Below are 13,865 nucleotides of genomic sequence, written 5' to 3' on the forward strand. Positions count from 1 at the left end.
CTAACTGGAGTTTCGAGAGGTAGAGCCATGAACCAGCCCGCAGCCCGCCGCGGTTCGACCGTCTGGGCCCTCGTCATCACCAGCGTCGCCGGATTCATGGCGGCCCTCGACAACCTCGTCGTCACCACGGCCCTGCCCTCGATCCGCGAGGACCTCGGGGGAGCGCTGCACGACCTCGAGTGGACCGTGAGCGCGTACACCCTCACGTTCGCCGTCCTGCTGATGTTCGGTGCCGCCCTCGGCGACCGCTTCGGCCGCCGCCGGCTCTTCGTCGTCGGAGTGGCGATCTTCACCCTCGCCTCCGCCGGCGCCGCGCTCGCGCCGGACATCGACGCGCTGATCGCCGCCCGCGCCGTCCAGGGCGTCGGCGCCGCGATCATGATGCCGCTCACCCTCACCCTGCTCACCGCGGCCGTCCCGGCCGCCAAGCGCGGCATGGCGTTCGGCATCTGGGGCGCCGTCAACGGACTCGCCGTCGCCTCCGGGCCCCTCATCGGCGGCAGCCTCACCGAGCACATCTCCTGGCAGTGGATCTTCTGGTTGAACGTTCCGCTCGGCCTCGTCCTGCTGCCGCTCGCCCGGCTCCGCCTGGCCGAGTCGTACGGCACCGGTGCCCGCCTCGACATCGTCGGCACGCTCCTCGCCAGCGGCGGCCTCTTCGGCATCGTGTACGCGCTGATCCGCGGCCCGATCGACGGCTGGACCTCCGGCACCGTGCTCACCGGACTCGTCGTCGGCGGCGCGCTCCTCGTCGGCTTCGTCCGCCACGGCATACGCGGCAAGGCGCCGATGCTGCCCATGCGGCTCTTCCGCAACCGCGCCTTCGCCGGGATCAACGCGGCGAGCCTGCTGATGTTCCTCGGCATGTTCGGCTCGATCTTCCTGCTCAGCCAGTACATGCAGGGCGTCCTCGGGTACTCGCCGACCGAGGCGGGGCTGAGGATGCTGCCCTGGACCGGCATGCCGATGATCGTCGCGCCGCTGGCGGGCGCGCTGTCCGACCGGATCGGCGGCCGCCCGGTGGTCGCGGTGGGGCTCGCCCTCCAGGCCCTGGGCCTCGCCTGGTTCGCGCTCGTCGTCACCTCCGACGCCTCGTACGCCGCCCAGCTCCCCGCCCTGATCATCAGCGGCGTCGGCATGGCGCTCTACTTCGCCCCGGCGGCCAACCTGGTCATGTCGAGCGTCCGCCCGTCCGAGCAGGGCATCGCGTCCGGCGCGAACAACGCCCTCCGCGAGGTCGGCGGCGCGCTCGGCGTCGCCGTGATGGCCTCGATCTTCGCCGCGCAGGGCGGTTACGGATCGGCACAGCAGTTCGTGGACGGCCTGCAGCCCGCGCTCTGGGTCGGCTCCGGCGCGGTCGCGCTCGGCGCGGTGGCGGTCCTCTTCGCCCCGTCCCGGCGCCGGCAGGCCCGGGAGACGGCGAAGGCGGAGGGGGCCGAGGCGGAGAAGCGTGACGCCGTTCCCGCGTGACGCCACCGTTCCGTGGCGGGCCCCGTCGGCAGCGGCGGGGCCCGTCGCGTTTCTCGTGCGGCAGCCGAGGATGGTCCGCCGCGTTTCTCGTGCGGCTGTCGAGGGTGGCCCGCCGCTCTCCTGCGGCAGTCGAGGGTGGCCCGTCACGTTTCTCGTCCGGCAGCCGAGGGTGGCCCGTCACGTTTCTCCTGCGGCAGTCGAAGGCCCGTACTCTTGAGCCCGTGCAGGAACTCCACGACGCCCCCCTCGCCCCCCTGACCACCTTCCGGCTCGGCGGCCCCGCCGCCCGGCTCGTCACGGCCGTCACCGACGACGAGGTGGTCGCCGCTGTCCGCGAGGCCGACCGCGCGGGCACCCCGCTGCTGGTCATCGGCGGTGGATCCAACCTGGTCATCGGCGACAAGGGCTTCGACGGAACCGCCCTGCGCATCGCCACCACCGGCTTCACGCTCGACGGTACGAAGCTGGAGCTGGCCGCCGGCGAGGTCTGGACGGACGCCGTCGCGCGCACCGTCGAGGCCGGGCTCGCCGGGATCGAGTGCCTGGCCGGGATCCCCGGCTCCGCCGGCGCGACCCCGATCCAGAACGTGGGCGCGTACGGGCAGGACGTCTCGTCCACGATCACCGAGGTCGTCGCGTACGACCGCCGGAACGACGAGACCGTCACCCTCACCAACGCCGACTGCGTCTTCTCGTACCGCCACAGCCGCTTCAAGGCCGACCCGGAACGCTACGTCGTGCTGCGGGTCCGCTTCGAGCTGGAGGACGCGGACGGGCTGTCCGCGCCGATCAAGTACGCGGAGACCGCCCGCGCCCTCGGTGTCGAGGCCGGTGACCGCGTCCCGCTCGCGCGGGCCCGCGAGACGGTCCTGAGCCTGCGCGCGGGGAAGGGCATGGTCCTGGACCCGGCCGACCACGACACCTGGTCCGCCGGCTCCTTCTTCACCAACCCGATCCTGACGGCGGGGGAGTACGAGACGTTCCTCACGCGCGTCGCCGAGCGGCTCGGCACGGACGTGGCCGCGCCCGCCTACCCGGCGGGCGAGGACGGGCAGGTCAAGACCTCGGCCGCCTGGCTCATCGACAAGGCCGGCTTCACCAAGGGGTACGGCTCAGGACCCGCCCGTATCTCCACCAAGCACACCCTCGCGCTCACCAACCGGGGCGAGGCCACCACCGAGGACCTCCTCGCGCTCGCCCGCGAGGTCGTCGCAGGCGTCCGGGACGCCTTCGGGGTCACCCTCGTCAACGAGCCGGTGACGGTCGGCGTCAGCATCTGAATCCGAGCCTTCGGAGTGCTCGGAGGGCGTCAGCATCTGAGCCTTCGGAGTGCTCGGAGGTGTCAGCGTCTGAGCCTTCGGAGTGCTCGGCCGAGGCCTCCGAGGCTTCCGTAGGACTTCCGTGGAACCCTTCGGGTCGCCCAGGTTGTCGAGTTGGGTGACAGGCTCCCGGGAAGCGGGGCCGCACGCTCGTCGAGGGGGGAGCCGTGGAGGGGACCGGCCCACCGGACTTCGCGGACTTCGCGGAGTCGGCGTACGCCTCACTCCTGCGCACCGCCCGGCTCCTGACCGGGGACCCGCACGCCGCCGAGGACCTCGTCCAGGCCGCGCTGGTCAAGGTCTACCTGCGCTGGGGCGGCGCGGACCGCTGGGACTCGCCCCAGGCGTACGCCCGCAAGGTCGTCGTCAACCTCTACGCGACCTGGCGCCGCCGCCGCTGGCACACCGAGGTCGTGCGGTCAGGGGGCGACTCGGCGCCCGCGCCCGACACCCACGACATGGCCGGTGGCGCCGACGCGCGCCTCGAACTGGCCCGTGCGCTCGCCGGGCTGCCGCGCGGGCAGCGCGCGGTGGTGGTGCTCCGCTTCTACGAGGACCTGTCCGTGGAACAGACGGCCGCACTGCTCGGCTGCTCGCCCGGGACGGTCAAGAGCCGGACCAACAGGGCCCTGGAACGGCTGCGCGCCACCGGCGCGCTCGCCGGTTACGCGGGAGACGGACGCGCTGGGGACGGACGCGCGGGAGACGGACGCGCGGGAAGCGGCTACGCGGGAACGGGAAGGGGCGCGTGATGGACGACTCCGAGGACTCCCTGCGGCGCGGACTGCGCGACCTGGCCGAGGGGCGGGGCGAGGGGGAGACGGGGGCCGCCCCCCTCGGCGCGGTCGTCGCGCGCGGGCGGCGGGTCAGGCACCTGCGGCGCTCCCTCGCGGCGGGCGCGGCGACGCTCGCGGTCGCGGGCGGCTCGGTCCTGGGCGTCCGCTGGACCGACCCGGCCCCGCCCGCCCTGCCCTCGGGCCCGACCTCCGGGCCCGCCACACCCTCGTACCCGTACGAAGGGAAGTACCGGCCCCAGCCCCCGTCGGGACCCGACGACCCGCTGGACACCGGGCCCCGCGCGCCGGTCGAGAACACGCGCTACCGCTACGACCTCTCCGCCGTCTGCGACCTGCGGTACGCCGTCTTCGGCGGGCGCGTCTGGGAGCGGACCGACGGCGGGTCCTCGGCCACCGTGCGGTGGGCGGGGGACCGCATGCGGGGCTATATGAGCTGGTCGGACGGCCGACTCGCCCGCTCCGAACCGGACACGGCCGTCTTCGAGACGGACACACCCGCCCTGCCCGAGCTCCGCTTCCGCCCGCTCGCCGGGCCCGCCCCGGAGTGCCTCGGCCAGGAGCCCGGGCGGCGGTACGGGAACGCCCCTGCCGCCACGCTCGGCCCGGAGCGGCCGGAGCGGGGCGTGAGGTACCCGTACGACATGACCAAGGAGTGCGGGATGCGCTACGCGGTCTTCGGGGGGCGGCTCTGGCGGGCCGAGAGCGACGAAAGGACCCAGACGATCATCGACTGGGTGAACGACCTCCCGCTGGCGGCCTTCATGACCCTGACCTCCGAGCGGACCGCGGTCCTCGAGTGGCCGGCCGGGGCGGAGGAGACCCCGCGGACGACTACGTACCGCCCGGTGGAGGCGCCGGGCGACGACTGTACGTAGGGCCTCCCGCCCCGGCCTCGGTGGGCCTCGGTCTCAGTACGCCACCCCCACGCCCTGGCCGACCGTCGCAGGGTCGTCGATCATCGCCAGCATGGCGTGGGCGACGTCGGCGCGGGCGAGGGAGCGGCCCCGGGGCGGGGTGCCGCCGACGACCGAGCGGTAGCGGCCGGTGACGGGCTTGTTCGTCAGCTTGGGCGGGCGTACGGACGTCCACTCCGTGGCGCTCGCCGCCACCTCGGCCTCCATCACGCGCAGGTCGTCGTAGATGTCCTTGAGGACCGAGTTGATGATCGCGAGCACGGCCTTGTCGACGACGGTCTGGCCGTCCGGGACGGGGCCGAGCGGGGCGGCGCTGACGACAAGCAGGCGCCGGACGCTCTCGGCGTCCATCGCGGCGAGGACCGAGCGCGTCAGTTTCGCGGCGATCCCGGCGTCCGCGCGGCTGCGCGCGCCGATGCCGGAGAGCACGGCGTCCTTGCCCGTGACCGCGCCGCGCAGCGCGCCGGGGTCCGTGAGGTCGGCGCGGAAGACCTCCAGGCGCTCGCCCGTGACGGTGAGCCGCGCCGGGTCCCGGACGACGGCCGTCACGTCGTGGCCGGCGTCGAGTGCCTGCCGGACGATCTCCCGGCCGATTCCGCCGGTCGCTCCGAAGACGGTGAGCTTCATGACACACCTCGCTGTGGATGGGGTGGGTAAGTGTTCACTCACCGACTAGAGTGGGTGAGTATTCACTCACCCGTCAAGTGTGGTTGGAGCCTGCATGGACCAGAAGCCGACCCGCGTCCGGATCATCGACGCGGCCCACAGCCTCATGCGCACCGCAGGCCTGGCCCGCACCACGACGAAGGAGATCGCCAAGGAGGCGGGCTGCTCGGAGGCGGCGCTCTACAAGTACTTCCCGAGCAAGGAAGACCTGTTCGTCACCGTCCTCAACGAGCGGCTGCCCCAGCTCGGCGGACTCCTCGGCACCCTCGTCGTCGACCCCGGCGGCCGGGGTGTGGAGGAGAACCTCACGGAGATCGCCCGCCAGGCCGCGCTCTTCTACGAGCAGACCTTCCCGATCGCCGCCTCGCTCTACGCCGAACCGCGCCTCAAGCGCCGCCACGACGACGTCATGCGCGAACTCGGCGTCGGCCCCCACCGCCCGATCGAGGGCCTCGCCGCCTACCTCCGCGCCGAACAGCAGCACGGCCGCATCGGCCCCACCGCCGACCCGCTGGCCGCCGCGTCGCTGCTCCTGGGCGCCTGCGTCCAGCGCGCCTTCGCCTGGGAGATGACCGGCGACGGCCGGCCCCCGCAGGACCTCGACACCTTCGCGAGCTCCCTCGCCCGCACCCTCATGGCCGGGATCGGCTAGGCCGCCGGCGTCGCCAGCCAGTCGTCGACGCCCGAGAGGAGCTTCTGCCGTACGTCCTCCGGAGCCGCCGACGCGCGGATCGACTGACGGGCCAGCTCGGCCAACTCCGCGTCCGTGAAGCCGTGGTGGCGGCGGGTGATCTCGTACTGGGCGGCAAGGCGCGAGCCGAAGAGCAGCGGGTCGTCGGCGCCCAGGGCCATCGGCACGCCGGCGTCGAAGAGCGTCCGCAGCGGGACGTCCTCGTGCTTCTCGTAGACCCCGAGGGCCACGTTGGACGCCGGGCACACCTCGCAGGTCACACCCTTCTCGGCGAGCTTGCGCAGCACCCGCGGGTCCTCCGCCGCCCGGACCCCGTGGCCGATCCGCGCCGCCCTGAGGTCGTCCAGACAGTCCCGCACGGACGAGGGGCCCGTCAGCTCGCCGCCGTGCGGGGCCGCCAGCAGACCGCCCTCGCGGGCGATCGCGAACGCCCGGTCGAAGTCGCGGGCCATGCCCCGGCGCTCGTCGTTGGAGAGCCCGAAGCCGACCACGCCCCGGTCCGCGTACCGCACGGCGAGCCGGGCGAGCGTACGGGCCTCCAGCGGGTGCTTCATCCGGTTCGCCGCCACCAGGACCCGCATCCCGAGCCCGGTCTCCCGCGCGGCCGAGTCGACCGCGTCCAGGATGATCTCCATGGCCGGGATCAGACCGCCGAGCAGAGGGGCGTACGAGGTCGGGTCGACCTGGATCTCCAGCCAGCCCGAGCCGTCCCGCACATCCTCCTGGGCCGCCTCGCGGACCAGGCGCTGGATGTCCTCGGGCTCCCGCAGGCAGGACCGGGCGATGTCGTACAGCCGCTGGAAACGGAACCAGCCGCGCTCGTCGGTGGCCCGCAGCTTCGGCGGGGTGCCGCTGCTCAGGGCCTCGGGGAGATGGACGCCGTACTTGTCGGCCAGCTCGATGAGGGTCGTGGGCCGCATCGAACCCGTGAAGTGCAGGTGCAGATGGGCCTTGGGCAGCAGAGTGATGTCGCGGGAAACGTGCTCGGAAACGTGCTCCATTGAAGGATCTTGCCGCACCCGAATGGACGAACACAGCCCCTTTCCCCGATCGGGACCTTGCTAGAACGTAAAAACGGGCCCCCGGTTCCGGAGAACCAGGGGCCCCTCACACTTCAACGTTCAGGTGTGGTCAGTCGCGGGCCTCGGCCAGCAGCTTCTGGATCCGGGACACGCCCTCCACCAGGTCCTCGTCACCGAGGGCGTACGAGAGCCGCAGGTAGCCGGGGGTGCCGAAGGCCTCGCCGGGGACGACCGCGACCTCGGCCTCGTCCAGGATCAGCGCGGCCAGCTCGACCGAGTCCTGCGGGCGCTTGCCGCGGATCTCCTTGCCGAGCAGCGCCTTCACCGACGGGTACACGTAGAACGCGCCCTCGGGGGTCGGGCACAGGACGCCATCGATCTCGTTGAGCATCCGTACGATGGTCTGGCGGCGCCGGTCGAAGGCGCGCCCCATCTCCTCGACCGCGTCCAGGTTGCCCGAGACGGCGGCGAGGGCTGCGGCCTGCGCCACGTTGCTCACGTTCGACGTGGCGTGCGACTGCAGGTTCGTCGCGGCCTTCACGACGTCCTTCGGGCCGATGATCCACCCCACGCGCCAGCCGGTCATCGCGTACGTCTTGGCGACGCCGTTGACCACGATGCACTTGTCGCGCAGCTCCGGCATGACCGACGGCAGGGAGACGGCGGAGGCGCCGCCGTACACCAGGTGCTCGTAGATCTCGTCCGTCAGCACCCACAGACCGTGCTCGACGGCCCAGCGGCCGATCGCCTCGGTCTCGGCCTCGCTGTACACGGCGCCGGTCGGGTTGGACGGGGAGACGAAGAGGACGACCTTCGTCTTCTCCGTGCGCGCCGCCTCCAGCTGCTCCACGGAGACGCGGTAGCCGGTGGTCTCGTCGGCGACGACCTCGACCGGGACACCGCCCGCGAGCCGGATCGACTCGGGGTACGTCGTCCAGTACGGGGCCGGGACGATGACCTCGTCGCCCGGGTCGAGGATCGCGGCGAACGCCTCGTAGATGGCCTGCTTGCCGCCGTTGGTCACCAGGACCTGCGAGGCGTCGACCTCGTAGCCGGAGTCGCGCAGCGTCTTGGCGACGATCGCGGCCTTCAGCTCGGGCAGACCGCCGGCCGGCGTGTAGCGGTGGAACTTCGGGTTCTTGCACGCCTCGACGGCGGCTTCGACGATGTAGTCGGGCGTCGGGAAGTCGGGCTCACCCGCGCCGAAGCCGATCACCGGACGCCCGGCGGCCTTGAGGGCCTTGGCCTTGGCGTCGACGGCGAGGGTCGCGGACTCGGAGATCGCACCGATGCGGGCGGAGACCCGGCGCTCGGTCGGAGGGGTAGCAGCGCTCATGAGGCCCATGCTCCCAGACCGCCTTCCCACGCGGCACACAGGTTTCAGGGAGCGGACAGGAACGGTCATTCCTGGTCGTAGGTGGGTCGGCCGGGACTCCCGGCTGCTTTCTGTTCGACGCGGGGCTCATGAACACGTACACTCACTGCTCGTTGGCCCTCACCGACCACATCTCACGATGCGGTAGGTTGGGGAAGCCACAAAGGGTCGTAGCTCAATTGGTAGAGCACCGGTCTCCAAAACCGGCGGTTGGGGGTTCAAGTCCCTCCGGCCCTGCTACACACACCGCCAGGATGTGTGCGCATGTACGTACTTCTATGCACCGCCGTGCGGATCCACCCGGCACGGCACTGCCATGACCCGGGATCAGGTGAGAAGCGTGACGGACGCCGTGGGCTCCATCGACATGCCTGATGCCGAGGACGAGGCTCCGGACTCGAAGAAGAAGGCCCGCAAGGGCGGCAAGCGCGGCAAGAAGGGCCCCCTGGGCCGTCTCGCGCTCTTCTACCGCCAGATCGTCGCGGAGCTTCGCAAGGTCGTCTGGCCCACTCGCAGCCAGCTGACGACGTACACCACGGTAGTGATTGTCTTCGTTGTCATCATGATCGGCCTTGTGACCGTGATTGACTATGGCTTCCAGGAAGCAGTCAAGTACGTCTTCGGCTGACTTCTTGTTCCACCCCATCTGTATCCAGGAAGAAGCAGCCACCGTGTCTGACCCGAACCTGAACGAGTCTGTTTCCGAGGACGAGCTCGACATCCTCGAGGCGGCCGACGAGGACCAGGCTGAGGCTGCTGACGCCGCTGCGGGCGAGGCTGCCGAAGAGGCCGCCCTGCACATCGAGGACGAGGTCGAGGAGTCCGAGGACGCCGACGATGACGTCGCCGATGTCGAGGACGCCGACGCCGAGGACGAGGCTGACGACGCCGACGAGGACACCGACGTCGAGGCCGAGGTAGAGGTCGACGAGGTCGAGGAGGAGCCCGCCGCTCCCGTCGACCCGATCCAGGCGCTGCGTGACGAACTCCGCGGCCTGCCCGGCGAGTGGTACGTGATCCACACCTACGCGGGCTACGAGAAGCGCGTGAAGGCCAACCTCGAGCAGCGTGCCGTCTCGCTGAACGTCGAGGAGTTCATCTACCAGGCCGAGGTGCCCGAGGAAGAGATCGTCCAGATCAAGAACGGCGAGCGCAAGAACGTCCGGCAGAACAAGCTGCCCGGCTACGTGCTCGTCCGCATGGATCTGACGAACGAGTCCTGGGGCGTCGTCCGCAACACCCCCGGCGTCACCGGCTTCGTGGGCAACGCCTACGACCCGTACCCGCTGACCCTGGACGAGATCGTCAAGATGCTCGCCCCCGAGGCCGAGGAGAAGGCCGCCCGCGAGGCCGCCGAGGCCGAGGGCAAGCCGGCTCCGGCCCGCAAGGTCACCGTCGAGGTCCTCGACTTCGAGGTCGGCGACTCGGTCACCGTCACCGACGGCCCCTTCGCCACCCTGCAGGCCACGATCAACGAGATCAACGCCGACTCGAAGAAGGTCAAGGGCCTCGTCGAGATCTTCGGTCGCGAGACTCCGGTCGAGCTCAGCTTCGACCAGATCCAGAAGAACTGACCCACCCGGTTCACAGGTTTCCGACCCAGGTCAGAGTGGCTCTCACAGCCGCTCTGACCTGCTCGGTTTTTAGCCGCACGTCTATACCCGTTATCGTTGTGCGGTATGCCTCCATCCGGATGACCGGATGGCGGGCTGAACACTCTCACTAGGACCCGGAGAGAGCAATGCCTCCCAAGAAGAAGAAGGTCACGGGGCTTATCAAGCTCCAGATCAACGCCGGCGCGGCCAACCCGGCCCCGCCGGTCGGCCCCGCGCTGGGCCAGCACGGCGTCAACATCATGGAGTTCTGCAAGGCCTACAACGCCGCGACCGAGTCGCAGCGTGGCATGGTCGTGCCGGTGGAGATCACGGTCTACGAAGACCGTTCCTTCACCTTCATCACCAAGACTCCGCCGGCCGCCAAGCTGATCCTCAAGGCCGCGGGTGTGGACAAGGGCTCCGGCGAGCCGCACAAGACCAAGGTCGCCAAGCTGACGGCCGCCCAGGTCCGCGAGATCGCCACGGTCAAGCTTCCCGACCTGAACGCCAACGACCTTGACGCCGCGTCGAAGATCATCGCCGGCACCGCCCGTTCCATGGGCATCACGGTCGAGGGCTGATCACCCCCCTCGTGACCTCAGTGGTAGGGCCGGCGCGGCCCGCACCACGACTCCATACCTGAACCAACAGGAGCAGAAGTGAAGCGCAGCAAGGCTCTCCGCAGCGCGGACGCCAAGATCGACCGGGAGCGTAACTACGCCCCCCTCGAGGCCGTCCGTCTCGCCAAGGACACCGCCGCCACCAAGTTCGACGGCACCGTCGAGGTCGCCTTCCGCCTGGGCGTCGACCCGCGCAAGGCCGACCAGATGGTTCGTGGCACCGTGAACCTCCCGCACGGCACCGGTAAGACCGCCCGGGTCCTGGTCTTCGCGACCGGTGACCGTGCCGAGGCCGCAGTTGCCGCTGGCGCCGACATCGTCGGTTCCGACGAGCTCATCGACGAGATCTCCAAGGGCCAGCGCCTGAACGAGTTCGACGCCGTCGTCGCCACCCCGGACCTCATGGGCAAGGTCGGCCGCCTCGGCCGCGTCCTCGGCCCGCGTGGTCTCATGCCGAACCCGAAGACCGGCACCGTCACCCCCGATGTCGCCAAGGCTGTCAACGACATCAAGGGCGGCAAGATCGAGTTCCGCGTCGACAAGCACTCGAACCTGCACTTCATCATCGGCAAGGTCTCCTTCGACGAGACGAAGCTGGTCGAGAACTACGCCGCGGCTCTGGATGAGATCCTCCGTCTGAAGCCGTCCGCCGCCAAGGGCCGCTACATCAAGAAGGCGACCCTGACGACGACGATGGGCCCCGGCATCCCGCTGGACTCCAACCGCACCCGCAACCTCCTCGTCGAGGAGGACCCGGCCGCGGTCTGAGCCCCCAAGGCTCGCTGAGTGGTCGAACCGGCCCCCAGCCCCTCTTCGGAGGGGCCGGGGGCCGGTTTTTTCGTACGGAGCCGTCGGTGCGGTGGGTTACCGTTCCTTGGACCGACGAACTGAAGATCAAGGGGTGGGGACTCATGGGCAGGACCTCGTGGAAGCGCGCCGGTGTCTCGCTGGTCGCCGTGGCCGTCGTGGCCGGTGTCGCGGGCTGTGAGGGCGGCGGCGGGGGCGGCGGGGGCAAGAAGGCCGCCGACGCGCCCGCGAAGCCGCAGCTCCAGACGCACGCGGCGGTCACCAAGGTCATCCAGGCCGCGTACGAGAAGACCTCGGCCGCCAAGTCCGCGAAGGTCAAGATGACCATGACGATGCCGGCCGGCCTGGAAGGCGGCGGCACGATGGAGATGACCGGCGTCCAGGGCTGGGACCCCGCGGTCATGGACATCACCATGAAGGGCTCCTCGTTCGCGCTCGCGGATCCCGAGGGCCCCTCCGAGATCCGCATGATCATGCTCGACGGCGTGATGTACATGGACGGCGGCGCGAAGGCGGCCGCCGAGATGGACGGCAAGCGCTGGATGAAGCTCGACTTCCAGGCCGCCGCGGAGATGTCCGGGGACAAGGACTTCCAGAAGTCGATGACCGGTGGCCTGGAGAACATGAACCAGGACCCGGCCAAGCAGATCGCCCTGATGCTGGACTCGCCGAACCTGAAGCACGTGGGCCCGGAGAAGGTCGACGGCGTGGAGGCGCAGCACTACAAGGGCTCGCTGACCCTGGAGCAGATGGTCGCGACGAACAAGTCGCTCGACGTGCTCCCCGAGAAGGACCGCAAGGAACTGATCGCCAACATCAAGAAGTCCGGCATCACCGGGTACGACACCGAGCTCTGGGTGAACGGCGACGGCTACCCGGTGAAGATGGACATCGGCATGAAGACGCCCCAGGGTGCCGTCAAGATCGTTGCCCACTACTCGGACTACGGCGCCAAGGCAGCCGTCCAGGCCCCGCCCGCCAAGGACACCGTCGACCTCTTCGAGATGCTGAAGGGCCTCGGCGAGGGCCTCGGCGAGGGCGCCGGTCAGGCCTGAGCCGGCTGAGCCGTACGGGCGGATTTGCTCCCCGCCGCCCCGGTCGCGTACTCTTCCACAGAAGCCAAAGACCGCTGGTCGTTGCCGTGCTCTCGTCAGAGGGTCCGGTGGCCGAAGGTTCGCTGAGACGCGAACGGCCCGCGCAGGTGTCGTGGAAGAGTTCCCGGATCTTGATCCGGTCGAGCTGAGCCCCGTGCGCCTGCGCCGGGGCGTTTTGTTTTGTTCAGCCCCTTCCGAGCGGTCCTCATCACCCGGAAGGAGGCCGACGCTCTATGGCAAGGCCCGACAAGGCTGCCGCGGTAGCCGAGCTTGAGGACAAGTTCCGCAGCTCGAACGCCGTCGTGCTGACCTCGTACACGGGGCTCACCGTGGCGCAGCTCAAGACGCTGCGTCGTTCGCTCGGTGAGAACGCCCAGTACGCCGTGGTGAAGAACACGCTGACCAAGATTGCGGCCAACCAGGCCGGGATCGCGTCGCTCGACGACCAGCTCGCTGGTTCGACCGCGGCCGCCTTCGTCACCGGTGACCCGGTGGAGTCGGCGAAGGCTCTGCGTGACTTCGCCAAGGACAACCCGAACCTCGTCATCAAGGGCGGTGTCCTTGATGGCAAGGCGCTGTCCGCCGACGAGTTCAAGAAGCTTGCGGACCTCGAGTCCCGCGAGGTTCTGCTCAGCAAGCTGGCCGGTGCCTTCAAGGGCAAGCAGTCCCAGACTGCTTCGCTCCTCCAGGCGCTGCCGTCGAAGTTCGTCCGCACCGCGGAGGCGCTTCGCGTCAAGCTCGCCGAGCAGGGCGGTGCCGAGTAATTCGGCTCGCGCACTGATCCACGCCGCCTAGTGCGTGGGTCGTAGCGGGCCGTTACGCCCGCCTCTATATACATCCGGCACCTGCCGAATTAGTGGAAGGATCGCCCATCATGGCGAAGCTCTCTCAGGACGACCTCCTCGCCCAGTTCGAGGAGATGACCCTCATCGAGCTCTCCGAGTTCGTGAAGGCCTTCGAGGAGAAGTTCGACGTCACCGCCGCCGCGGCCGTCGCCGTTGCCGGCCCGGCCCAGGGTGGCCCGGCCGCCGAGGTCGCCGAGGAGCAGGACGAGTTCGACGTCATCCTCGAGGGCGCCGGCGACAAGAAGATCCAGGTCATCAAGGTCGTGCGTGAGCTCACCTCCCTGGGTCTGAAGGAGGCCAAGGACCTCGTCGACGGCACCCCGAAGCCGGTTCTCGAGAAGGTCGCCAAGGAGGCCGCGGAGAAGGCTGCCGAGTCCCTCAAGGCCGCCGGCGCCTCCGTCACGGTCAAGTAAGACCCTGCGGGTCTCCTGACTCGCTCAGGCGCCTCTCAGGCGCTTCGCCAAGGGCGATCACCCATCCGGGTGGTCGCCCTTCGGCGTACCCGGGAACGGGCGTGGCGACGGGTGGGAGAGCCGCCCCTGGCGGAGTATGGTGATCTTCGCCGTGCGCCCCCGCTGACGGGGGGCCTTGACGAACCGCACGCAGCGCGCAATTCTCAGGACGCGTCGTCACAACGATCCGTATCCGAG

At 70.1% G+C, this 13,865-nt stretch carries 15 protein-coding genes and 1 tRNA gene; 13 read left to right on the forward strand and 3 right to left on the reverse strand.

All coding sequences use genetic code 11. From position 1 onward, the window contains the following. Positions 1–27 precede the first annotated feature (27 nt). The 4 genes from ACGFYP_RS32260 to ACGFYP_RS32275 all read left to right on the forward strand — a co-directional run bounded on the left by ACGFYP_RS32260 (position 28) and on the right by ACGFYP_RS32275 (position 4,461). A complete protein-coding gene (locus ACGFYP_RS32260; protein ID WP_393501216.1) occupies positions 28–1,470 on the forward strand; it encodes an MFS transporter in 1,443 nt (480 codons plus the stop codon). Positions 1,471–1,658: 188 nt separating this feature from the next. Then, the gene (locus tag ACGFYP_RS32265; RefSeq protein WP_393501451.1) at positions 1,659–2,750 is read left to right on the forward strand and encodes a UDP-N-acetylmuramate dehydrogenase; all 1,092 of its coding nucleotides are present in this window, start codon (positions 1,659–1,661) and stop codon (positions 2,748–2,750) included. A gap of 206 nt (positions 2,751–2,956) precedes the next feature. Then, complete coding sequence (locus ACGFYP_RS32270; RefSeq protein WP_393501220.1) at positions 2,957–3,541, forward strand: SigE family RNA polymerase sigma factor; 585 nt, start codon at positions 2,957–2,959, stop codon at positions 3,539–3,541. Further along, positions 3,541–4,461, forward strand: coding sequence for a hypothetical protein (locus ACGFYP_RS32275; RefSeq protein WP_393501223.1), 921 nt, complete (start codon positions 3,541–3,543; stop codon positions 4,459–4,461). The genes ACGFYP_RS32270 and ACGFYP_RS32275 overlap by 1 nt, the downstream gene beginning before the upstream one ends. A 33-nt stretch (positions 4,462–4,494) precedes the next feature. Here ACGFYP_RS32275 and ACGFYP_RS32280 read toward each other — a convergent pair whose 3' ends face one another. Then, complete coding sequence (locus ACGFYP_RS32280) at positions 4,495–5,127, reverse strand: NAD(P)-dependent oxidoreductase (protein WP_393501226.1); 633 nt, start codon at positions 5,125–5,127, stop codon at positions 4,495–4,497. Between the two features lie 94 nt (positions 5,128–5,221). Here ACGFYP_RS32280 and ACGFYP_RS32285 point away from each other — a divergent pair, with 94 nt between their 5' ends. Beyond that, on the forward strand, positions 5,222–5,818 hold the full coding sequence (locus tag ACGFYP_RS32285) for a TetR/AcrR family transcriptional regulator (RefSeq protein WP_393501229.1): 597 nt from the start codon (positions 5,222–5,224) through the stop codon (positions 5,816–5,818). Here the strand turns inward: ACGFYP_RS32285 and ACGFYP_RS32290 are convergent. Next, positions 5,815–6,858 (reverse strand): adenosine deaminase, encoded by a 1,044-nt coding sequence (locus tag ACGFYP_RS32290; RefSeq protein WP_393501231.1) that lies wholly within the window; start codon positions 6,856–6,858, stop codon positions 5,815–5,817. The two genes, ACGFYP_RS32285 and ACGFYP_RS32290, sit on opposite strands and share 4 nt — an antisense overlap. Before the next feature lie 130 nt (positions 6,859–6,988). Next, on the reverse strand, positions 6,989–8,215 hold the full coding sequence (locus ACGFYP_RS32295) for a pyridoxal phosphate-dependent aminotransferase (RefSeq protein ID WP_361967825.1): 1,227 nt from the start codon (positions 8,213–8,215) through the stop codon (positions 6,989–6,991). 203 nt (positions 8,216–8,418) lie between these two features. Here ACGFYP_RS32295 and ACGFYP_RS32300 point away from each other — a divergent pair. The 8 genes from ACGFYP_RS32300 (at position 8,419) to rplL (ending at position 13,628) form a co-directional block, all read left to right on the forward strand. After that, positions 8,419–8,491, forward strand: a tRNA-Trp gene (locus tag ACGFYP_RS32300). A gap of 103 nt (positions 8,492–8,594) precedes the next feature. Continuing rightward, complete coding sequence (gene secE / locus ACGFYP_RS32305) at positions 8,595–8,882, forward strand: preprotein translocase subunit SecE (RefSeq protein WP_137993978.1); 288 nt, start codon at positions 8,595–8,597, stop codon at positions 8,880–8,882. A gap of 43 nt (positions 8,883–8,925) precedes the next feature. Continuing rightward, on the forward strand, positions 8,926–9,828 hold the full coding sequence (gene nusG / locus ACGFYP_RS32310; protein WP_393501235.1) for a transcription termination/antitermination protein NusG: 903 nt from the start codon (positions 8,926–8,928) through the stop codon (positions 9,826–9,828). A 167-nt stretch (positions 9,829–9,995) separates the two neighbouring features. Next, the gene (gene rplK, locus ACGFYP_RS32315) at positions 9,996–10,430 is read left to right on the forward strand and encodes a 50S ribosomal protein L11 (protein ID WP_030318720.1); all 435 of its coding nucleotides are present in this window, start codon (positions 9,996–9,998) and stop codon (positions 10,428–10,430) included. Positions 10,431–10,508: 78 nt separating this feature from the next. Then, a complete protein-coding gene (gene rplA / locus ACGFYP_RS32320) occupies positions 10,509–11,237 on the forward strand; it encodes a 50S ribosomal protein L1 (protein WP_384515136.1) in 729 nt (242 codons plus the stop codon). Positions 11,238–11,380: 143 nt separating this feature from the next. Beyond that, entirely contained in the window at positions 11,381–12,331 is a 951-nt protein-coding gene (locus ACGFYP_RS32325) for a hypothetical protein (RefSeq protein ID WP_393501240.1), read from the forward strand. Positions 12,332–12,603: 272 nt separating this feature from the next. Further along, on the forward strand, positions 12,604–13,134 hold the full coding sequence (gene rplJ / locus ACGFYP_RS32330; RefSeq protein WP_361667498.1) for a 50S ribosomal protein L10: 531 nt from the start codon (positions 12,604–12,606) through the stop codon (positions 13,132–13,134). 110 nt (positions 13,135–13,244) lie between these two features. Further along, positions 13,245–13,628, forward strand: coding sequence for a 50S ribosomal protein L7/L12 (gene rplL, locus ACGFYP_RS32335; RefSeq protein WP_383179440.1), 384 nt, complete (start codon positions 13,245–13,247; stop codon positions 13,626–13,628). The last annotated feature ends 237 nt before the right edge of the window (positions 13,629–13,865 follow it).

The sequence above is a fragment of the Streptomyces sp. NPDC048370 genome, from assembly GCF_043200825.1.
Taxonomy (GTDB): domain Bacteria; phylum Actinomycetota; class Actinomycetes; order Streptomycetales; family Streptomycetaceae; genus Streptomyces.